This window comes from Streptomyces sp. NPDC046379 (assembly GCF_055587785.1).
Window position 1 is genome coordinate 185,076 of record NZ_JBVJFP010000001.1, and the last position, 20,405, is coordinate 205,480.

The window sequence follows — 20,405 nt, forward strand, 5'->3', positions numbered from 1 at the left end:
ACGCCGCGCAGCGAGCCACGGATGCGGACGGCGAACGGCGGCCGACCGCGACCGGCGCACCACAGGCCGCGGCCACCCCCTCGGACGGCGAACAGCGGGTGGCGGCCCTCTCCACGGGCGATCTGTGGACCTCCGTCGACGAGCTGTGGCACTGGCTGGAGGACAACCGCCGGCACGACGGGACAAAGGCCCTGCTCCTGCGGATGCTGAAGCTGACGGAGGAGGTCGGCGAGGTCGCGCAGGCGGTGATCGGCGCGACGGGCCAGAACCCGCGCAAGGGCGACAGCCACACCTGGGACGACGTCCGCTCGGAGCTGTGCGACGTGGTGATCACGGCACTGGTGGCCCTGCGCACGCTGACCCCGCAGCCCGACCAGGTCTTCGCCGCGCACCTGGCGAAGGTGAAGGCCCGTTCGCTGGGGCCGGCCGGCTGAGAGCGGCCGGCTCGGGGCAGCCGGCCGGGGCGTCTGCTCGCACGCCCGCGCGTGACGGAGCCCGGGAGTCGTATCCAGCTCCCGGGCCCCTGGGGATGCCACCCAATTGCGCACGCCGGCGGCGTTTAAGAGGTCGGATCAGTCGTCATGCCGTCGTGTTCTTCCTTTGAACTACCGCACCGTGCAAGAGGTGCAGGCGAGAGTCGAACTCGCATCCGACGGCGTACGTCCGGCCTCGGTCGATCCGGCGATCGGCGGCGATGCTGAGACTGGAGCGAGAGTCTGAGATTGACCGCGGCTGCCTCTGCCATGTTGGGCCACCCCGGCCCGTGGGTGGTGGTGCTGTGCCGGGGGGAGGACTCGAACCTCCACTGTCACCGCTTCTTCAGGCTGAACTTCAGTGTCAGCTTGCGCTCGTCGCGCGAACCGGGCCTCATTTCCGGTCCGCGCCCTTCGCGCACCCCCGCGCTCGCACGCGGGGGCGATCATGGATGCTACCCGTGGCCGGCGTCAGCCGAACAGGTAGCCGAACACCGCGTCGCCGACCCGCTGGTCGGTGACCTCGGCGCCGTTGGCCTCCTCGCGGGCGAACTTCACGGCCTGCTGGAGCTTCTCGACCCGCTCCACCAGTTCGTTGACGCGCCGCGCCGGAAGGGCCCCGGAGAACTTCACGGTCGTCCAGTAACCGATCGGCATGTCCTCGTAGTACACCTCGACCTGCGCCGGGTGCTTCTCGGTCGCCTCCGCCTTGACGTGGTTGCGCGGGACCTTCTTGGTGCGGATCGTGCGCACCGGGTCCGTCTTCCACCAGTCCGTGGACGGGTCCTGGGACCAGGACTCGGCGGCGTCGAGGGTGGGGAGCTTCTTGACGAAGGTGTGCAGGTCGGTGAGCTGCTTCTCCAGGAACAGGAGGTAGCTGACCGGGACGTCGGCGACGATCGTCCGCCCGTCGACCGTGACGTCCGCGCGGGCCGTGCAGTTGGCCCAGTCCTTGGTGGCGGTCACGTCGAACAGCCGGGTGAGCGACGCGGACATCTCCCGCAGCACGTCCTCGGCCTGCACCTGCACCCGCGTGGACTCGGGCGGCAGCTGCTCGCCCTCCTCGTCCTTCGGCTGGTAGGTGCGCGAGATGCCGGCCAGCAGCGCGGGCTTCTGCACCTTGTGGTGCGCGGCGGTGATGTCCTGGAGCGCCTTGCTCTTGACACCCTTTTCGACAGCGATGATCTGGTTCAGCTTCGCCACTTCGGTCCCCCTTCGAACGCAGGAACCGTACACCGGCCGGCACCGCGAGGGCCTCGGGTTTTTCCGGGGGACGTGCGCCCCGGCCCTCGCGGTGCCCGGCTCACGCGGAGCGCGTCAGCTGTTCCGGGTGCACCGGCTCCGCGTACGGCAGTCCGCTCGCGTACCGCTCCAGCTCGTCCAGCGCGGCATGGGTCATCCGGCCGAGTTCGTTGCCCAGGGAGCCCGCGATGTGCGGAGTGAGCAGGACGTTCGGGAGGTCGTACAGGGGCGAGTCGGGGGGCAGGATCTCCGGGTCCGTGACGTCCAGGACCGCGTTCAGGCGGCCCGTGAGGAGTTCGTCCGTCAGCGCCGCCGTGTCCACCAGGGAGCCGCGCGCGGTGTTGATCAGGGTCGCGCCGTCCCGGAGGAGGGCGAGCCGACGGCGGTCGAACAGGTGGCGCGTCTCGGGGAGTTCGGGCGCGTGGATGGTGACCGTGTCGCTGGACTCCGTCAGGACGTCCAGCGAGGCCGGCTCCGCCCCGAGGGCCCGCACCTCGTCCTCGCCGACGTACGGGTCGTGGACCAGCACCCGCAGGTCGTACGGCCGCAGCAGCTCGATCACCCGGCGTCCGATGCGGGACGCGCCGACGACGCCGACGGTGTGACGGAGGTTGCCGCCCGTCCCGATCACGTCGAGGGCGTTCACCCAGGTCCGCTTCTCGCGGTAGACGCGAGCGGCGTGCAGGACGCGCTTGCCGGAGAAGAGGATCGCGGCGACCGTGTACTCGGCCACCGGCAGGGCGTTGGCGGAGGCCGCCGAGGCGACGGTGATGCCGCGCTCCCAGCAGGCGTCGGTGACGTGGTGCTTGACCGAGCCCGCCGCGTGGATCACGGCGCGCAGCTGCGGCATCCGGGCCAGGGCCTCGCCGGTCAGCGGCGGGCAGCCCCACCCGGTCAGCAGGACCTCCGCCTCTGCGAGGACGCCGGCCGCGCCCGGGTCCGCGAAGTCCTGGACGACGTAGGACGGATCGGTGTCGGCGAGCGCCGCCAGCCGGTCGAGCGCCGCCCGGTCGAACAGCGCCTCGTGGACGGGCGCGTCCATCGCCAGGACCGTGCGGGGACGGCGGAGGGTCAGCGGCGGCGGAGCGGGCTGAGAGGGGCTGGGTGGCTGGGGGGTCACTTGACGGCTCCCGCGGTCAGGCCGGAACGCCAGTGACGCTGCAGCGTGAGGAAGGCGACGGCGAGCGGCACGACCGACAGCAGCGAGCCCGTGACGACGAGCGCGTACAGCTGCGGCTCCTGCGGCAGGACGGAGTTCCAGCTGAACAGGCCGAGGCCCACCGGGTACAGGGACGAGTCGTTCAGCATCACCAGGGGCAGGAAGAAGTTGTTCCAGCTGCCGGTGAAGGTGAACAGGAAGATGGTCACGAAGGCCGGCGACAGCATCGGCAGGGCCACCGAGCGGAACACCCGCAGCTCCCCCGCGCCGTCCATGCGGGCCGCCTCCAGGGTCTCCTGCGGCACGTACGCCTCGGCGAACACCCGGGCCAGATAGACGCCGAAGGGGTTGACCAGGCTCGGGATCAGCACCGACCAGTAGGTGTTGACGAGGCCGGCCTCGGAGGCGAGCAGGTACATCGGCAGGGAGACGACGGTGGGCGGCACCAGGATGCCGAGCAGCACCAGCCCGTACACCTTCTCCCGGCCGGGGAAGGAGTACGTCGCGAAGGCGTACCCGGCGAGCAGGGAGATGAGGGTGGAGACGAGGGCGCCGAGCACCGAGTACAGCAGGCTGTTGGCCATCCAGCGGCCGAACAGGCCGTCCTGGTACGCGAAGAGGTCGGCGATATTGCCGAACAGGCTGAACTCGCCGAGCCGGAAGCCGGGGCTGCCGAACAGGTCGCCGTTGTTCTTGGTGGCGTTGACCAGCAGCCAGCTCAGCGGCATCAGGGTGTAGACGGCGACGATCGCCAGGACCGTGTTGACGACGGCGCGGGACGACCACGAGGACCTGCGGACCGGGGCCGACGGGCGCGGCGGGGCCGCCTTGGCCTCGGGGGCGGGCGCGGTGGCGGGGGCGGTGTCGAGGGCCATGGTCACGCCTCCTTCCAGCGGTTGCCGAGCTTGGTGACGACGAAGGAGAGCAGCGCACCGAGCACCGCGAGCAGCAGGGACGCCGCGGCGGCGAGTCCGTAGTCGTGCTCGGTGAAGGCGGCCTGGTAGATGAACATGACCGGGCTCCAGTCGGGCGAGATGGAGGAGGACCGGCTGCGCAGCACCTCGGGTTCGTTGAACAGCTGGATCGCGCCGACGGCGGTGAACAGCGTGGTCAGGACGACCGAGGAGCGGATCATCGGCATCTTCACCGACCAGGCGGTGCGCAGTTCGCCCGCTCCGTCGACCACCGCGGCTTCCAGCGTCTCGCGCGGCACGGCCTGGAGGGCGGCGTAGAAGATCACCATGTTGTAGCCGATCCACTGCCAGGTGGCGGCGTTGGCCATGGAGAAGACGACCGCGTCGGGGCCGAGCAGGTCCCAGTCCGCGCCGAAGACGGACAGGAAGTCGATGACGGGGCTGAGCCCCGGGGTGTACAGGAAGCCCCACATGATCGCGGCGATCAGTCCCGGCACCGCGTGCGGCAGGAAGTACGCCAGCTGGAAGAACCGCTTGGCGCGGGCCAGCGCGGAGTCGACCAGGAGCGCCAGCGCCAGGGCGCCGCCCACCATGACCGGGATGTAGATCAGGCAGTACAGCGCGATGTGCCCGAATCCCCGGCGGAAGTCCGGGTCGTCCAGGGCGCGCAGGTAGTTGTCGATGCCGACGAACAGGGTCTGCGTGCCGCCGAAGCCGAGCCCGGAGGCCGACTGCTCCCGGTACAGGCTCATCCAGACCGCGTAGCCGATCGGCGCGAGCAGCGTGGCGGCGAACAGGAAGAGGAACGGGGCGAGGAAGAGGGCGGGCGCGGCGTACCGTCCGCGGCCCGACCGGGTCGATGCCATGAGGTGGGGGCTCCTTGCTTCCGGGCCCGGCTCCGCGGGGGGAGCCGGGCTCTCGGGGCGTTACGTCACTTGGCGAGCTTCAGCCCGCGGTCGGTGATCGACTTCTCGGCGGAGCGCTGGCCCGCCTGGAACGCCGACCAGAACTCGCCGGTCTTCTGGGCCTTGCCGAGTTCGGTCTGCAGGGTCAGCGAGGTCGAGTTGTGCACCGGGCTCCACACCCAGCCCTCGGCGATCAGGGGCACCTGGGAGCCGGCGACCTCGTAGATGTCCTGGCCGCCGAAGAAGGAGGCGTCGAAGGACTCCTTGGCGGTGGCGCGCAGCTTCTCGGCGGCGGGCAGGCCGCTGGAGGTGCCGGCGGCGAGCCGGGCCTTGACGGCCGCCTCGTTCGTGGTGGCCCAGAGGGCGAACTCGGCCGCGGCCTCCGCCTTCTTGGTGTCCTTGGACAGGGCGAACGACGAACCGCCGACGGCGCCGGTGGCGGGCGTGCCCCAGTGCGGCAGCGGGGCCTCGGCCCACTTGCCGTCCTGCTTCGGGTACGTCGTCTTGATGCCGCCCGCGCTCCAGGAGGCTCCGATCAGGGCGATGGCCCGGGAGTCGGTGACGGCCTTGGTGGCCTCGGGGCTCCAGGCCTTGTGGTTGTACACCAGGTCGTTCTTGACCAGGTCCTTCCAGTAACCGGCGACCTTCTTGGTGGCGTCGTCGGTCATGTCGACCTTCCAGGCGTCCCCGGTCGAGCCGTACCAGCGGGCGCCGGCCTGCTGGGCGAGGCCGGCCCAGGTGGCGACGTCGTCGCCCCAGAAGTCCAGGATGCGGGCCTTGCCGCCGGAGGCGGACTTCACCTTCTTGGCGGCGGCCTCGAACTCGTCCCAGGTCTTGGGCACCTCGACGCCGTACTTGGCGAACAGGTCCTTGCGGTAGTAGAGGGTCTGCGGGCCGACGTCGTAGGGGGCGGCCCAGGTCTTGCCGCCGAGGGTGACGAGGCTGCGCACGGCCTCGGGGGCGTAGCCCTCGACGGCCTCGGCGAGCTCCGCCGTGGAGTCGCGGAGCAGGCCCTGGGTGACCAGGTCGGGCAGGGACTGGTACTCCACATTGATGACGTCAGGGGCGTTGCCGGCCTTGACGGCCTTGGCCAGCTTGTCGTGGCCGCCGTTGAGGCCCGCCGGTATCTCGGAGAACGTGACCTTGATGTTCTCGTGGGTCCGGTTGAACTCGGCGGCCATCTCCTTGGTCCCGGGCATCCAGGACCAGTAGGTGATCTCGACGGGCTTCTCGGCGGTGCCGGTGCCGGCCTCGCTCTGGTCCTGGCCGCCGCAGGCGGTGGCGAAGAGGGCGAGGCACGCCGCCGTGGCGGCGAGAGCGGGGGAGGACGGCTTCATTGCTGACTCCTGAGGAGCTCGATGTGAATGACGCACATCTTTCGGCCAAGTGCGATCAGAGTCAATAGGAAACGAACAATCAAACAATTATGAGCGGTGTTCGATCTTCGTTTTGTTCGTTTCGCCGATCGGTGACGGTAAACGAACATGCGGGCTCAGCCCAGGTCGGGCGCGTCCCGGGTCTCGACCGCCGCGGGGACCGTGCCCGCGTCCGCTTCCAGCTCCAGTACGACGATCTCGTTGCGGCCGGCGCGCAGCAGCGGCCAGGGCAGGTAGAGCGTGCGCTGCGGGCCGCGCGCGGACCAGTAGCGGCCCAGGCAGAAGCCGTTCACCCACACATAGCCCTTGCCGGCGCCGGGCAGCGCGAGATACGCGTCCGCGGGCTCGGGGACGTCCAGCCGACCGCGCAGGAACACCGGTCCCCGCCCCTGCGGTCCGCCCGCGCCGCCCGCGCCGTCCGCGCCGTCCGCGCCGTCCGCGCCGTCCGCGTCGTCCGGCCGCCCGCAGGCGTCCCAGCGCAGCCGCTCGGGCGTCCCGTGCCCCAGCTCCACGGCCCGCGCCCGCCAGCCGTGCAGGATCTGCTGGGTGTGCAGCACCCGCCGTACGCCCTTGCGCTCGCCCAGCCCTGCCCCGTAGTTGATCCGCCCCATGGACTCCACGAGCAGCTCCACCCGCGTCCCCTCGGCCCCGGGCACCGGGACGTCGGGCACCGCCTCGGTCGCGTCCCGTTCCAGGACACCGGCCGGCGTCCCGTCGAGGTAGACGTGGGCCCGGTCGGCCAGGCCCTGCACCGACAGCGGATACGGCTGCCGGGGACCCGGTATCCGCCCGGTGTACAGCACCAGCCCCTGCCCGACGCCGAGGTCCTCGAAGGAGGGCGGCAACGGGGACTCGGTCTCCGGGCCGGCCAGGTCGTCCAGGACGTCGAACAGCCGCAGCGACTCGGTCAGGGCGATCCGCGCGGGCGGGAGCAGGGGCGCGGGCGGCTCGGGGTCCGGCACCGGCCCGTCGGCGTACTGCTCCAGCACCTTCCGGAACGCGTGGAACTTCGCGGTGACGCCGCCCCGTTCGTCGATCGGCGCGTCGTAGTCGTAGGAGGTCACCGTGGGCAGATAGCGCTCGCCGGTGGCCGGATCGGCCGTGTTGGCGCCCGCCCAGGTGGAGAAGTTGGTGCCGCCGTGCGCCATGTAGACGTTGACGGACGCGCCCGACCGCAGGATCTCGGCGAGCGTGCCGGCGGCGTCCTGCGGGTCGCGGACCACGTGCTCGGTGCCCCAGTGGTCGAACCAGCCGCACCAGAACTCCATGCACATCGCCGGGTCGTCCGGCCGCAGCCGGGCCAGCGAGGCGAAGGCCTCGTCGGCGCGGCTGCCGAAGTTCACGGTCGCCAGGTTCCCGGGCAGCGTGCCGCCGGTCAGGAAGAAGTCGTCCGGGCCGTCCGAGGTGAACAGCGGCACGTCGATCCCCCGCGCGCGCAGCCCGTCGGCCAGGTGCCGCAGATGCCCGGTGTCGGTGCCGAACGAGCCGTACTCGTTCTCCACCTGCACCATCAGCACGTTGCCGCCGTGCGTGACCTGGTGCGGGACGAGGAGCGGCACGAGCCGGTCGTACCAGCGGTCCACGTGCGCGAGGTAGCCCGCGTCACGGCAGCGCAGCGCCCGCACCTCGGGGTCGGCGAGCAGCCACCAGGGCAGCCCGCCGTTGTCCCACTCGGCGCAGATGTACGGCGACGGCCGCACGATCGCGTGCAGTCCCGCCTCCCGCGTGGCGTGCAGGAAGCGGTCGAGGTCGGCGATGCCGTCGAAGTCGTAAGCGCCGGGGCGCGGCTCGTGCAGGTTCCACGGCACGTACGTCTCGACGGTGTTCAGGCCCATGGCGCGCAGCATCCGCAGCCGGTGCGGCCACTGCGCGGGCAGGACGCGGAAGTAGTGCAGCGCCCCCGAGAGCAGGCGCAGCGGACGGCCGTCGAGGGAGAAACCCCCGGGTGTGATGGCGAACATGAGGGCTCTCCAGTGGTGCGGGGCGGGACTTACGCGCTCGAGGCGCGCACGTGCAGTTCGGGCAGGATCGCGATGCGGTGCCGGGGGCGGGAGGGATCGGCGAGCCGCTGGTCGAGCAGGTCGACGGCGGCGGCGCCGACCGCGTGCTTCGGCGGGGCGATGGCGGTCAGCGGGATGTCGGCGAGGGCGGCGACCTCGTCGTCGTAGGCGACGATCGCGAGGTCGTCGGGCACCTCGACGCCGCGGGCGCGCAGCCGCTGGAGGACGACGATGGCGTCGTGGTCGTTGTGCACGACCGCCGCGTCGAGCAGGCCGTCGGCGACGGCGTCGGTGAAGGCGGCGAGCGCCTCCTCCCGCCCGGCGGCGTCACCCCCCGGCGGCGGCAGCCGGAACAGCCGGCCGTCGTCCGCCGGCAGTCCGGCCGCGCTGAGGCCGCCGCGGAAGCCCTCCAGGACGAGCGGCCCGTGCGGGCTGTCCTCGCGCAGCAGCAGCCCGATCCGCTCGCGGCCCCCGTCCGCGAGGTGCCGTACCGCGATCCGCGCGCCGTGGACGTGGTCGGTCACCACGCGCTCGGCGCCCGTCGCGTCGTCCTCGGGGCGCCGCTCGACGAGCACGTACGGCACCTCCAGCTCGGCCGGCCACCGCCGCGCCGCCGCGGGACCGCACGGCGTGACGAGCAGCCCGTCGATGCCGTCGGCCAGCATCTGGCGGGCCTGGGCGCGCTCCTCCTCGGGGTTGTACTGGGAGATGCCGAGGACCAGGCGGATGCCGCGCTCGGCGGCGGCCTCCCGCGCGCCCTTGATGACCTCGGGGTAGTAGTAGTCCGCGGCCGGGACGATCAGGCCGAAGACCCGGTCGCCGCCGGAGCGGGAGCCACCGGCACGGGTGCCGCCGGGACGGGCCGGGGCGTCGGGCGTGCGGGAGGCGGCGGCCTCCGGGAGCACCGCCCCGCCGTGCACCCGCTCGACGAGCCCGCGCTCGGCCAGGGCCTCCACGTCGCGGCGCACGGTGATGGGAGAGACGCCCAGCTCGGCGGCGACCTCCGTGACCCGGACGGAGCCGCGCTCGCGCAGCCTCCGCAGTATCTCCTGGTGCCGTTCCTCGGCGTGCACGCGACCGGGCCCCCTCTGTCGATGGTCATGTCGATGGTCGTTCGGTGACCGGCAGTCTAGCGCCCACCCGATCACTTGTGAACGTTTCTGCTCGAACAATCAAATGAACAGGCGGCTGGGTGCCAGGAGGTGCGGCGGATCGGCGCGGGGGGCGGGGGTGCGGTGGGGCGGGGGTGCGGTGGGGCGGGGGTGCGGTGGGGCGGGGGTGCGGTGGGGCGGGGGTGCGGTGGGGCGGCGCGGGGCCGCATCGCCTCAGTCGACGTCCGCGCGGGCGTCGCCCATGACCGGGTCGTCGACCCAGTTGGTCGAGGAGACGCCGACGATGGTCGAGCCGTAGGTGCCCCAGCGGGGCTTGTTGCCCAGGTCGTCCCAGGTTCGGATGCCCGTCCGGTGAGCGATGCGGTTGCCGTCCAGCCAGACCTCGGCCGAGCCGCCGGCGGCGGAGCTGGTCGTGATGCCGAGCTGGACCGAGTGCCAGACCTCGGGGGTCCACGGGGCGCTGCCGATGGCGTTCCACTGTTCACCCGGGGCGACGTACCAGACCTTGAGCCGGCTGTCCTCGACCTTCATGATCACCGGGTAGTTCTGCTGGTTCTGGTCGTTGCCGCCGTTGGACTTCCACTGGAAAACGGTCTGGGCGTTGCCGGTCCGCGTCATGGAGTCCCAGCCGAACCAGAGGGTGCTGTCGTTCCGCAGCAGCCCCGGCGTGCTGATGCCGTGGCCCTCGCAGCGTTCGGAACCGGCGGGCTTCAGGAACTCGAAGAAGTCGCCGTGCGCGTCGCCCCAGTTCCTGACGCGCGCGGCGCCCGGCGCGGGGCACAGGACGGCCTCGAAGACTCCGGTTCCCTTGGAGGCGTCACCGTCCCAGAGGACGGCGGCGTGGGCGTCCGTCGCCATGACGAGCGACATCGCGACGGCCCCGGCGGCCAGACCGAGGGCAGCGCGGGAGGAGTGCAGACGTGTGGGGGGCATGGTCATTCCTCTTCGGGTTGGGGGGAGGGGTACGGGGCCCGCCCGTCGGGGTCGGGCGGGCCCCGATGCGTCACGGTCAGGCTGAGCGGCCGTGATCCGCGGTCCGGCGGGACGAGCCGTGATCCGCGGCCGGCCGGGCGGACCGTGATCCACGGCCGGCCGAGACCGAGCGTGATCCGCGGTCAGCCGAGACGGACCGTGATCTTCTGCGGGGCGCCCGCCTGCCCGGTGAGGTCGCCGAAGACCAGCCGCAGCGCGGAACCGGTGGCGGCCGAGGCGACCGTCGGCGGCTTGGACAGCACGGCGGAGACGCGGCGCTCCCAGACGACCTCCAGCGCGCTCGCCTGCCGCGCCGGGTCGGAGACGACGACCGTGGCGGTGCCGTCGCGGTTCTCCCGGATCAGCACGGAGGCGGGGGCACTGGCAGTGATCTTCCCCTGCGTCCCCGGCGACCAGAAGTTGACGGCGGTGAAACCGAGCCCCGGCACCCGGACGCCCTGCTGCTCGCGGGTGTTGGCGATGATCTTCAGCCAGCCCCTGTCGGCCGCCCGCCTGGCGGTGGTGGCGGCGCCGGCGCCCGGGAGCAGGACGTAGGCGTAGGAGGCGTCGGCGGGGTCGGCGCCGTGGTCGGTGAACAGCGTCAGGTAGCGCCGGGTGACGGGGGCGGTCGGACCGTTGACGTTGATGTCCCGCCAGGCCCCGGTGCGCTCCTCGCGCACGGCCCCGAGGTCGGTGCCCTCGGGGAAGACGTACCCGGCGTGCCCGGCGATGTGCGCCCACCGCGCGCCCTCGAAGGCGCCCGCCCAGCCCTGTCCGGACGGCTGGACCACGCCGTCGACGGTGAGCGCGGGGGCGCCGGTCGCGCCCAGGTTGCGGTTGTCGATCGTCGTCTCGACGGAGAACCCGTCCGCCGAGGTGATGCCGGCCCCGAGGCACACCACGCTGTCGTCCAGCCAGAACCACGACTTGCGGGCGCTCATCGTGCTCATCAGGCCCTTGAGGTGCTGGCCGGTGGCGCCGAACCGCCCGTCGGTGGTGCCGCCGACCCAGGTGACGTCCGGGCAGGGCTGTCCCCAGTTGCCGCCCGCGCCGTCCGGCAGCGGCTTGCGGGAGGCGGTGATGCCGGGCAGGCGGTACGGGTCGACCGTGGGCCAGAACGCGTCCGCGTACTGCTCCAGCCCGAAGTCGTCGCCCCACCAGGACAGCCAGCCGGCGCCGGTGTGGTAGCCGCGGGCGTGCTCGCCGTTGCCGAACTCGTAGTGGGCGATGTGCTTGGCGGCCATGGACACGGAGGCGGCCCAGCCCGGCCGGCGGTGGGTCACCCGGGCCATGTGGTGGAACAGCCGGTGCTCGACCGGCTCGGGGGCGGCCTTGACGGAGTCGTCGTCCTGGAGCGCCTGCAGCAGGGACGTCCGCGTCAGGCCGAGACCCGGGTTGCTCAGCGCCGGGTAGTGGTAGTCCCGCCGCAGCCACCCCTTGACCATGGCGCGCCACCGGGCGTTCTCCTCCGCCGACGCGCCCTGTCCGACGAGGAGGATGGTGGCCATGAGGGGGTGCGCCCGGCTGTGGTCGGAGGTGCCGGCCCGGCTGATGCCGCGCGAGGACACGTTGTCCATCATCAGGCCGTTGTAGAGGAACGGGGCGATCGCCCGGTCGATCGTGTCGAGGAACAGCTGCGCGCCCGCGCCGCCGATCTCCCAGTCCGACCCGCGCAGCAGCGCCATGAGCCGGCCCACGCCGTCGTGGAGCACGGAGCCGTAGCCGCCGATGTAGGGGACGTTGCGGTGCTGGATGAACGAGCCGTCGGCGTAGAACCCGTCGCCCGAGGTGACGTACGGGAACACCGGGGCGAGGGCGCGCGAGGCGAGGGCGACCTTGTCCGGGTTCTCCCCGACGATGCCGCGCAGCACGACGGCACGGCACAGGTCGACGCGGTTGGCGCCGGTGCTGGTGCCGGTGTAGCTGTCGAAGACGCGGTCCGGCACGAAGTGGTCCACGGCCCGGCAGAGGTTGTCGATCCGTGCCGGCGTCAGGTGGTCGTACAGCAGCACGCAGGTGTCCATGAGCGACTGCGCGGCGCCGATCTGCCAGCTCCACCAGTTGCCGTACGGCGCGGTGCGGTCGTTGTACACCTCGGCGTGCAGGTGGTCGAGGCCGGCGAGAACGGCGTCCCGCACCTCGGCGTTTCCGGTGAGGCCGGTGCCGGGCTGGCAGTAGGCCTGGGCCATGGTGTTCAGGCGGGTGCAACTGGTGACGATCCTCGCCGAGTACGTGTAGGACTCGGCGTCGGTGTCGGGGTCGGGGTCGGCCCAGACCAGGTCGGGCCAGAGGGAGCCGGGTGCGGGGGCCATGCCGGCGAGCTGGGCGCGCGCGGCGGCGCCGAGGTCGGCGAGCAGCTTGCGGAAGGGCTCGGCGGCGGGGTTGAACGCCGTGCCGAGCATCAACTCGCGCCACTTGGCCCGCAGGGCGGCGAAGTCGGCACCGGTGGCGGTGGCTTCGGCCGCGTGGACGGGGCCGGCGGCGACACCGGCGACGGCTGCGGCGAGGGGCGCCGCGGCGGCGACCTGGACGAAGGCGCGGCGGGACCAGGGAGATGGCACGGGGGACCCCCGGGAGTTGCGGCATGGGCGGCACTACGGCGCCACGGTGCGCGGCACTACGGCACGACGGTGCGCGGTTTGTAGCATGCGCTTTCATCCATCAGCAACGCTTTCGGCGCGCATCCGATCAGTTCTTCGCTTTTCGAAAGAAGGCGTGCGGAAAAGACAGTGGGACGCGTAGGGTGCGCCGTGAACGGTGACGAGGGGAGGGGGCGGATCAGATGCACGCCGAGGACAGGCATCAGGCGATCCTGCGCAGGGTGCGCCGACACGGCTCGGTACGGGTCACCGAGGTGGCGGCGGAACTGCGGGTGTCGCCCGTCACGGTCCGCAAGGACGTCGAACTGCTCGCCGAGCGCGGCCTGTTGGTACGGGTGCACGGCGGAGCGCGCCTCCCGGACGAGGCGACCCCGTCGCCCGGGGCCGGTCCCGGCCCCTCGGCCCTCGCACGTGAGCTGACGTTCGGCATGATCGTCCCGTCCGCCACGTACTACTACCCGGACGTCATCCGGGCCGTCCGGGAGACGGCGGCGGCGCGCGGTGCCCGCCTGCTGCTGCGCATCTCCGAGTACGACGCCGAGGGCGAGCGCGCCCACGCCCGCGCGATGGTCGAGGCGGGCGTCGACGGCCTGCTGCTGGCCCCCACCGCCGCCCCGGAGACCCCCGCCGACGCCGCCTGGTACGAGGACCTGGGCATCCCGCTCGTCCTGGTGGAACGACGCCCCCGCCCGGTCGGCCCGGCGGTGGAGCACGTGGTGACGGACCACGCCTACGGCGCCCGTCTCGCCGTCCACCACCTCGCCACGCAGGGCCGCCGCCGCATCGCCCTGCTGACCCGCGGCGGCACCCCCACGGCCCCGCTGATCGAGGAGGGCTTCCACGCGGGCCTGCGCCTGGCCGGTCTCCAACCCGCCCTGGAGGCGGCCCACTCGGACCTCGGCATGGACCGCCCCGGCACCTCGCAGTACGACGGCACGATGGAACGCTTCCTGGACGCCGTGGCGGCGGGCCGCATCGACGCGGCCGTCGTCCACCCGGACGGCGACGCCCTCGTCCTGCTCCAGCGCCTCAACGCCCGCGGGCTGACCGTCCCGGGCGACCTGGCGGTGGTCTCGTACGACGACGAGGTGGCGGGCCTGGGCGACCTGCCCCTGAGCGCGGTGGCCCCGTCGAAGCACGAGGTGGGCGTCTCGGCGGTCGAACTCCTCACCGCCCGCGTCACGGAACCGGACCGACCTCGCCGCCAGGTGTCCATCCTGCCGGAGCTGCGGGTGCGGGGGTCGAGTGCGGGGGCGTGACGACCGGAGGAGGGGCCACCGTGCCCGTCGGGACACGTCCCACCGCGGGCGCACCCCCAGACTCCGCCCTTCTCCGGGCCCTCGGTAGCGGCATGCCCACTCACGGGACGCAATTCGGACACCACCCACAGGCCAGGGGGAGAAATGGCCTGAATCCCGTCACCACCTGGGTAGTTCGGGCTGGAGAAATCGAGAACCCCACCGATACCGTCTATGCCTTGCCCGCACTTCTGTCTCACGGGGAGTCCACTGTGAAGCGCCGCACCCTGCCCACCGCCGCCGCGCTCGCCACCGCCGCGGCTCTGCTCCTGACGGCGTGCGGCGGCGAGGACGACAAGGCCGACGACAACGGCAGGATCGCCGGGGCGGAACAGACGACCGAGAAGCCGGAGAAGTCGGCGGAGCCCTCGGACGTGCCGTCGTCGAACGACCGGCCGGACGGCGTGGACGTGTCGCTGCCGAAGGACATGAACCTGGTATTCGACTGGGACATGCCTGAGAAACAGAACGAGGCGGCGGCGATGGCGGACGCGGCGAACTTCTTCCGGGCGATCTACCGGGGTGTCGACAAGCGCACGGCCACTGACGCTGCTGTCGTCGCGTACGCCTCCGGGGAAGGGCTTCACTACGCGAACACGCAGATCAACGCCTGGATCGAGGGAGGCTGGACCGCCACCGGCACCCTGCGCCACTACGACGCCACCACACGGTCCACCGAGAAAGGCACGTCGGTGGAGGTGGCGTTCTGCGCGGACTCGACACGGTTCTTCGGCAAGGAAGTCAAGACCGGGAAGGTTCTTGAGACCGAGCCGAGCATCGAAGACTTCGACCACTACAAAATCATCATGGTGAAGCATCCCACCGGCACGGATCTGTGGCAGGCATCCCAGGTGTTCGTCGAGACGAAGGCGGCGAAGTGTCAGTGAAGGGATTACGCCGCACACTCCTTGCCACCACGCTGACACTGGCTTTCAGCACGCTCGTCCTGACGGAATTCGCCTACGCGGGGAAGCCGGTGGGTTCTGACCAAGGAGCAAGCCAAGAGGAAACGAGCGGCGGCAGCGACAAGACCGGCATCCATGCCGCGGCCCGCATCCAGTACTCCGGAGCCGTCACCGGTGATGGCAGCCGCGGGAACGTGACGTCCGCGGACGTCAACTGGACGCCCCCGCCCTGCTGGTACGCCCCCTATCTCGGTGCCAAGGACTTCAAGGAGAAGATGTCCAAGGACATCGAGAGTCAGATGAAGGCACCTGGCATGGGTGGCCACGCGGGTGCCGCTCTCAATGAGATGGAGCGGCACTACGAGGACGAATACGGCTGGTCCAACACCCCCGGCTACAAGGACTACAACGTCGACAACGACGGCAAGGGCATGTTCTGGGCCGCCGTCCAGAATCCCGCCGAACCCGACCCTCTCAAACGGAACTCCTGCGATGACCTCCCCTTCTGGGTGAACAACGGCGAGACTCCGCCACCCCAGTACGAACAGGCGATCAGCCCGGAGATCCTGGCGGCCCTGGCCTACCAGCACATGCAACTCCCGGACACCGAGGTCACCCTCGCCCCCGAGACCGTCACGAAGGTGAATCTGCCGACGTGGGCCTGGCTGGACAAGGCCGTCTTCGAAGAGGTCCGGGCCACGGCGGCCATCAGCGTCCCCGGCCTCACCCTCTCGGCCACCACGACCGCAAAACCGGTGGCCCTCAAACTGGAGCCGGGCACGGAGGACGCCGAGGCCTATCCGGCGTCCGGCGAGTGCACGATCAACGCCGACGGCTCGATCGGCGAGCCCTACACCAAGGGCAGGGCCGACGAGACCCCGCCCTGCGGCCTGAAGTACCTCCGCTCCTCCGGCAACGGCGCCTTCGACCTCCGGGCCACCATCACCTGGGACATCACCTGGACCGGCACGGGCGGCGCCGGCGGCGACCTCCCGAACGGCATCTTCGGCAGCGAGCAGGCGGTCGCCGTCCAGGAAATCCAGTCCGTGAACCGCTGACCCCGAATGGTCGGCAACGCGCGGCAGCCGCGTCGCCCTCGGGTACCACCGAGACAGCACGAGAGCTGCGCTACTCCTCAGTCCACCGGAACCCGTCGATGCCGATCCCCTCGTCTTCCCCGTCCTGGTCCCGCCGCCATCCGCTAAGGCGCACGCCCAGGACGAGAGCACCGATGAACAGCCCGCACAGACACACCAGTCCGACCACGAGTCCGAACACCACAACCAGCCCCTGGGCGGCGAAGTGCACCCCGATGCCGACGGGGTTCAGACAACCGCATGCGAGCATGGGCCGCAGCCTGCCACGCGGCGCCCACCATGTCGTGCGCCGGTTCCATACCTTCGCCGCACGGAGATCCTTCCGTGACGACCCCGTCCAGGCCGACCGGAGATCGTCAGACAGCGACCACCTACACGTCCGTCCGCGCGAGGGCGGTCGGCGGCGTCGGCGGCCAAGACACGGCACTGGGCGGCATCCGTGGACCAGTTGGCGTCGATGAAGGCAGACGAGTCGGGCTGTACGCCGGGTCCTGTTCCCGGGGTTCCTCGCGGAGCCCTGGGTGACGGCCATCCATCTAGGGCCGGTGTTGCCACCGGCCTCGTGCGGTCTACCCGCGGACTCGGGCGGGCAGCCCTCGAACGTCCGCGCAGAGCGCCTGTTACGGCGCTCCTTTTGACCTTGCTCCGGGTGGGGTTTACCTAGCTGCCCAGGTCACCCTGGGCACTGGTGGTCTCTTACACCACCGTTTCACCCTTACCGAGGACCGAGGTCCCCGGCGGTCTGTTTTCTGTGGCACTGTCCCGCGGGTCACCCCGGGTGGCCGTTAGCCACCACCCTGCCCTGTGGAGCCCGGACGTTCCTCGGGAAGCCCCCTAGGGGGACTCCACGCGGCCGTCCGCCCGGCTCGTCTGCCGTGTCGACCATGGTACCCGGCGCGGCGCCCGCCGCGGCGCCGTCGCCGTGGCCAGGACCGAGCCGGCGAGGATCAGGGCGAAGGCGGCCAGGACCGTCCCGGTCAGGTGTTCGTCGAGGAGGACGGCCCCGGCCGCCACCGCGACCGCCGGGTTGACGTACGTGATGACCGACGCGCGGGCCGGGCCGGCCTCCTTGATCAGTTCGAGGAAGGCGACGAAGGCGACCGCCGTGCAGACGACGCCCAGGGCGGCGAGGGCGCCCAGGGTCTCGGGTGAGGGGAGGGCGGCCGGGCGGGTGGCGATGGCGGCGGGGGCGTAGACGAGGGCCGACAGGGTCAGGCAGGGGGTGATGAGGTGCAGGGTCGGGACGTCCTTGAGGTGCCGTGCCGCTATCAGGGGGGCGGTGGCGTAGCCGACGACCGTCAGCAGGACCTCCGCCAGCGAACGGGCGTCGCCGCCGGTCAGGTGCGGGAGGGTCAGGACGGCCACGCCGGCCAGGCCCAGCCCCAGGCCCGTGAGTCTGCGGGCGCCCAGGGACTCCGCCCCGCCGAAGAACCGGGCCAGCGCGACGCCGACGATCGGCACGCCCGCTATCAGCAGGCCCGCGGTGGAGCTGGAGAGGTGGCGCTCGGCATCGGTCAGGGTGTACCAGGGGCCGACGATCTCGATGACCGCGAACGCCAGCATCGGCTTCCAGTGCGTCCGCACCGAGCGGACCATGCCGGGCCTGCGCAGGGCGAACGGGAGCAGCAGGGCCGCGCCGAGCACGCAGCGCGCGAACACCACCGCCGACGGGGACAGCTCGTCCACCGCCACCTTGATCAACAGGTAGGGGATGCCCCAGACCACTCCCATCAGGGAGAACAGGAACCAGCCGCGTGCAGTCATGCGGCGAGTGTCGGCCCGGTCAGCGCGCGCTGTCTTGAACGCTGTTGCGGTACGCCGCCGGCGTCACCCCCAGCACGCGCCGGAACCAGCGCGTCAGGTGCGCCTGGTCGGCGAAGCCGACGAGCCCGGCCGCCTCGGCCGGGCGCAGCCCCGCCTCCAGCAGGCCGCGGGCCCTGGTCACCCGGTGCTGGGCCAGCCACGCGTACGGCGGCACGCCCACCGTCGTACGGAAGGCGCGCAGGAGCTGGTAGCGGGACAGGCCGAGGTCTGCGGCGAGGTCGGCCAGGGAGGGCGGGGCGAGGAGTTCGTCGGCGAGGCGGTCGCGGACGACCCGGGCGATACGGTCCGCGCCGGGGATCGCGTCGTCTTCGGCTCGGGCGGTGGAGTGGCGGCGGGTGAGCGCGGTGAGCAGCCACGGCAGCCGGGACTCCGCCTCCAGCGGGTCGGGGCGGGCGCTGACGTCGGTGTGCGCGCTGCGCAGCGCGGCGGCCAGCTCGGGGTCGTCCAGTACGGGTTCGCGGAAGTGCGGCCGGCCGGGTCCGCTGACGCCGTCGGCGAGGAGGGCGGGGCCGGCGTACAGGGCCCGGTAGGCGTAGCCGTCGGGGGCGGCGGGACCGCCGGTGTGCATTTCGCCGGGTTCCAGGACGACGATCGAACCGGGGCCGGCGTGGATCCGTCCCCCGCGGTACGCGATGACCTCCAGTCCGCCGACGGTCACCCCGATCGTGAACTCCTCATGGGCGTGCGGAGCGTACTCGTGCCGGCTGAAGCGGGCGGTGAGCAGGTCGAGCGGGGGGCCGCAGCGCCCCAGCCTGGCCCGAGTCCAGCGGGCCTGCTCCCGCACCGGCACCCGCTCCCCCATCGGCTCGCGTACGTCGTCCACCTCGCACCCCCGCCCGCAGGGGACACCCCCGCCCACAAAGGATCAGAGGAAATCAGAGGAAGTCACCGGTGTCCAGGTCGAAGGCGAAGGGCTCGGGGAGGGGCGGGGGGTCGCCGAAGGAGCACTGGAGCAGGCGCCGGTAGTCGTCGTTCTCCGGTTCGCTGAAGAGGCCGCGAGACCGGCACCCCCCCCGTTCCCTCGACGGTGGCGGCACGGGCCACTCGGTCCCGCCGGCTCTGTCCCGCCGCTCACACCGGCGCGAACCGCACCCGTGCCCGCGCCGGATCCGCCTCCGTCAGGCGGGCGCGGATCGGGTGCCCCAGAGGGAGGGGGCGGTCGGCCTCGATGGGGGCGACCACTGCCGGGGAGGTGAGCTGGACGGTGCCGCGGGTGGGGCGGCGTTCGTCGACGTCGGTCACGTGGGCCTCGAAGACCTCACCGACACGGTCCTTGAGCAGGGCGGCCTCGACGGCGTCGAGGCAGGCGCGTTCGACCTGGCCGGCGCGGCGGGAGCCGGTGGTCATCTCGGCGGGGAGGGTGTCCAGGGCCGACCGGACCCAGTCGGGCGGGGGGCGGTCGGCCGCGGCGGCGAGGCAGAGTTCGGTGGCGTAGCGGTCGGTGAGGCGGCGCAGCGGGGCGGTGCAGTGGGTGTAAGGGGCGGCGACGGCCGCATGGGTGGTGATCGGCGGGAGGACGCCGTCGTGGAAGACCGTGTAGCCGGCGCCGCGCAGCAGGGTGGTGCACTCCTGGAGGAAGGCCGCGTGGGCGGGGCGGTGCGGGTCGAGGGAACGGACCAGCGCGGCGTACGAGACGTGGTGCGGCCAGTCGATGTCCAGGGCGCGGGCGGTGCGGCGCAGGCGGCCGACGGCGCCGTCGGGCGCGGCGGGCAGGGTGCGCAGGACGCCGGTGCCGTACGCCAGCATGAGGTCGGCCGCGGTCATGCCGGTGAGCAGGGAGATCTGGGCGTTCCAGCCGTCGGCGGGGCGCGGGGCGCGGTAGTGGAGGGCGTAGGTGCCGTCGTCCTGGCGGACGATCTCCTGTTCGGGGACGTTGAGGGAGATGCCGCCGCGGTCGGCCTCCAGGCGTTCGCGCAGGGTGCCGACCGTTTTGAGGAGGGCGACGGGTTCCTCCGCGGCGCCCGTGTCGATCTGCCGTTGTACGCCCTCGTAGTCGAGTTTCGCGCGGCTGCGGACCAGGGCGCGTCGGAGGTCGACGGCGAGGGTGCGGCCGTCGGCGTCGAGGTCGATGGTCCACAGGGCGGCTGGGCGGGTCCGGCCGGGCAGGAGGCTGGCGGCGTCCTCGCTGAGCGCCGGCGGGTGCAGGGGGACCTTGTCGTCCGGGAAGTACAGGGTGAGCACCCGGCGATGGGCCTCCGCGTCGAGGGCGCCGCCGGGTGCGACGAACGCGGCGACGTCCGCGATGGCGTACCGGACGCGGTAGCCGTCGCCCTGCCGGGCCAGGTGCAGGGCCTGGTCGAGGTCGGTGGAGGCGGGCGGGTCGACGGTGAAGAACGGGATGTCCGTGGCGTCGTGCTCGGGCAGGTCCGGCGCCCTCGCCGCGCGGTCGGCCTCGGCCAGGACGTCGGTGGGAAAGGCGCCGGGCACGTCGAGATCCGCGCGCACCGCGGCGAGGGCGGCCCGCAGCGGGTCCTCGGAGGCGTCGGTCACACGGAGCGGGCGGCGAGGCATACAGCGAGGGTAGGGCG

The 20,405-nt window shown here is 72.1% G+C and carries 16 protein-coding genes, 1 other RNA gene and 1 pseudogene; 4 read left to right on the plus strand and 14 right to left on the minus strand.

Annotated elements, in window-relative coordinates:
• The first annotated feature begins 98 nt into the window (after positions 1–98).
• A complete protein-coding gene (locus ACZ6KF_RS00830) occupies positions 99–434 on the plus strand; it encodes a MazG-like family protein (RefSeq protein WP_356632281.1) in 336 nt (111 codons plus the stop codon).
• Between the two features lie 510 nt (positions 435–944).
• Here the strand turns inward: ACZ6KF_RS00830 and ACZ6KF_RS00835 are convergent.
• The 9 genes from ACZ6KF_RS00835 to ACZ6KF_RS00875 all read right to left on the minus strand — a co-directional run bounded on the left by ACZ6KF_RS00835 (position 945) and on the right by ACZ6KF_RS00875 (position 12,714).
• Positions 945–1,676, minus strand: a complete 732-nt coding sequence (locus ACZ6KF_RS00835) for a DUF7873 family protein (RefSeq protein WP_469236633.1) — start codon at positions 1,674–1,676, stop codon at positions 945–947.
• Positions 1,677–1,776: 100 nt separating this feature from the next.
• Positions 1,777–2,757 (minus strand): hydroxyacid dehydrogenase, encoded by a 981-nt coding sequence (locus ACZ6KF_RS00840; RefSeq protein WP_356632127.1) that lies wholly within the window; start codon positions 2,755–2,757, stop codon positions 1,777–1,779.
• Between the two features lie 74 nt (positions 2,758–2,831).
• Positions 2,832–3,749, minus strand: a complete 918-nt coding sequence (locus ACZ6KF_RS00845; protein WP_356632129.1) for a carbohydrate ABC transporter permease — start codon at positions 3,747–3,749, stop codon at positions 2,832–2,834.
• A gap of 2 nt (positions 3,750–3,751) precedes the next feature.
• Positions 3,752–4,654, minus strand: coding sequence for a carbohydrate ABC transporter permease (locus ACZ6KF_RS00850; RefSeq protein ID WP_356632131.1), 903 nt, complete (start codon positions 4,652–4,654; stop codon positions 3,752–3,754).
• Positions 4,655–4,719: 65 nt separating this feature from the next.
• Positions 4,720–6,030, minus strand: coding sequence for an ABC transporter substrate-binding protein (locus ACZ6KF_RS00855; protein ID WP_356632133.1), 1,311 nt, complete (start codon positions 6,028–6,030; stop codon positions 4,720–4,722).
• Between the two features lie 155 nt (positions 6,031–6,185).
• Positions 6,186–8,030 carry a beta-galactosidase gene (locus ACZ6KF_RS00860; protein ID WP_469236635.1) on the minus strand — a complete coding sequence of 615 codons (1,845 nt, stop codon included), beginning with the start codon at positions 8,028–8,030 and terminating at the stop codon, positions 6,186–6,188.
• Positions 8,031–8,059: 29 nt separating this feature from the next.
• A complete protein-coding gene (locus ACZ6KF_RS00865; protein WP_469158046.1) occupies positions 8,060–9,142 on the minus strand; it encodes a LacI family DNA-binding transcriptional regulator in 1,083 nt (360 codons plus the stop codon).
• A gap of 252 nt (positions 9,143–9,394) precedes the next feature.
• The gene (locus ACZ6KF_RS00870; protein WP_469236637.1) at positions 9,395–10,120 is read right to left on the minus strand and encodes a heparin lyase I family protein; all 726 of its coding nucleotides are present in this window, start codon (positions 10,118–10,120) and stop codon (positions 9,395–9,397) included.
• Between the two features lie 176 nt (positions 10,121–10,296).
• Positions 10,297–12,714, minus strand: coding sequence for a polysaccharide lyase 8 family protein (locus ACZ6KF_RS00875; protein WP_469236639.1), 2,418 nt, complete (start codon positions 12,712–12,714; stop codon positions 10,297–10,299).
• Positions 12,715–12,935: 221 nt separating this feature from the next.
• On the opposite strand from ACZ6KF_RS00875, the gene ACZ6KF_RS00880 reads away from it, so the two are divergent.
• From ACZ6KF_RS00880 to ACZ6KF_RS00890, 3 genes are all read left to right on the plus strand, one after another.
• The gene (locus tag ACZ6KF_RS00880; RefSeq protein ID WP_469174361.1) at positions 12,936–14,012 is read left to right on the plus strand and encodes a LacI family DNA-binding transcriptional regulator; all 1,077 of its coding nucleotides are present in this window, start codon (positions 12,936–12,938) and stop codon (positions 14,010–14,012) included.
• A gap of 251 nt (positions 14,013–14,263) precedes the next feature.
• Entirely contained in the window at positions 14,264–14,938 is a 675-nt protein-coding gene (locus ACZ6KF_RS00885) for a hypothetical protein (protein WP_469174363.1), read from the plus strand.
• Entirely contained in the window at positions 14,935–16,014 is a 1,080-nt protein-coding gene (locus ACZ6KF_RS00890) for a hypothetical protein (RefSeq protein WP_469237187.1), read from the plus strand. Before ACZ6KF_RS00885 ends, ACZ6KF_RS00890 begins: the two co-directional genes overlap by 4 nt.
• Positions 16,015–16,084: 70 nt before the next feature.
• Here ACZ6KF_RS00890 and ACZ6KF_RS00895 read toward each other — a convergent pair whose 3' ends face one another.
• From ACZ6KF_RS00895 to ACZ6KF_RS00915, 5 genes and pseudogenes are all read right to left on the minus strand, one after another.
• Entirely contained in the window at positions 16,085–16,303 is a 219-nt protein-coding gene (locus ACZ6KF_RS00895) for a hypothetical protein (RefSeq protein WP_469236641.1), read from the minus strand.
• A 214-nt stretch (positions 16,304–16,517) separates the two neighbouring features.
• Positions 16,518–16,922: RNase P RNA component class A (gene rnpB / locus ACZ6KF_RS00900), an RNA gene on the minus strand.
• A 115-nt stretch (positions 16,923–17,037) separates the two neighbouring features.
• A pseudogene (locus tag ACZ6KF_RS00905) lies at positions 17,038–17,817 on the minus strand (DMT family transporter); the annotation flags it as partial.
• Positions 17,818–17,836: 19 nt separating this feature from the next.
• Positions 17,837–18,679 carry an AraC family transcriptional regulator gene (locus ACZ6KF_RS00910; RefSeq protein WP_469158170.1) on the minus strand — a complete coding sequence of 281 codons (843 nt, stop codon included), beginning with the start codon at positions 18,677–18,679 and terminating at the stop codon, positions 17,837–17,839.
• Between the two features lie 269 nt (positions 18,680–18,948).
• Positions 18,949–20,388: an RNB domain-containing ribonuclease gene (locus tag ACZ6KF_RS00915; RefSeq protein ID WP_469236644.1), complete on the minus strand. Its 1,440-nt coding sequence runs from the start codon at positions 20,386–20,388 to the stop codon at positions 18,949–18,951.
• Positions 20,389–20,405 lie beyond the last annotated feature (17 nt).

What these genes read in the sequence shown, in the direction of transcription:
- ACZ6KF_RS00840 (WP_356632127.1), bottom strand. Translation starts at nt 2,757, where the DNA reads ATGGACGCGCCCGTCCACGAGGCGCTGTTCGACCGGGCGGCGCTCGAC.
- ACZ6KF_RS00845 (WP_356632129.1), bottom strand. Translation starts at nt 3,749, where the DNA reads ATGGCCCTCGACACCGCCCCCGCCACCGCGCCCGCCCCCGAGGCCAAG.
- ACZ6KF_RS00850 (WP_356632131.1), bottom strand. Translation starts at nt 4,654, where the DNA reads ATGGCATCGACCCGGTCGGGCCGCGGACGGTACGCCGCGCCCGCCCTC.
- ACZ6KF_RS00855 (WP_356632133.1), bottom strand. Translation starts at nt 6,030, where the DNA reads ATGAAGCCGTCCTCCCCCGCTCTCGCCGCCACGGCGGCGTGCCTCGCC.
- ACZ6KF_RS00860 (WP_469236635.1), bottom strand. Translation starts at nt 8,030, where the DNA reads ATGTTCGCCATCACACCCGGGGGTTTCTCCCTCGACGGCCGTCCGCTG.
- ACZ6KF_RS00870 (WP_469236637.1), bottom strand. Translation starts at nt 10,120, where the DNA reads ATGACCATGCCCCCCACACGTCTGCACTCCTCCCGCGCTGCCCTCGGT.
- ACZ6KF_RS00880 (WP_469174361.1), top strand. Translation starts at nt 12,936, where the DNA reads ATGCACGCCGAGGACAGGCATCAGGCGATCCTGCGCAGGGTGCGCCGA.
- ACZ6KF_RS00895 (WP_469236641.1), bottom strand. Translation starts at nt 16,303, where the DNA reads ATGCTCGCATGCGGTTGTCTGAACCCCGTCGGCATCGGGGTGCACTTC.
- ACZ6KF_RS00910 (WP_469158170.1), bottom strand. Translation starts at nt 18,679, where the DNA reads ATGGGGGAGCGGGTGCCGGTGCGGGAGCAGGCCCGCTGGACTCGGGCC.
- ACZ6KF_RS00915 (WP_469236644.1), bottom strand. Translation starts at nt 20,388, where the DNA reads ATGCCTCGCCGCCCGCTCCGTGTGACCGACGCCTCCGAGGACCCGCTG.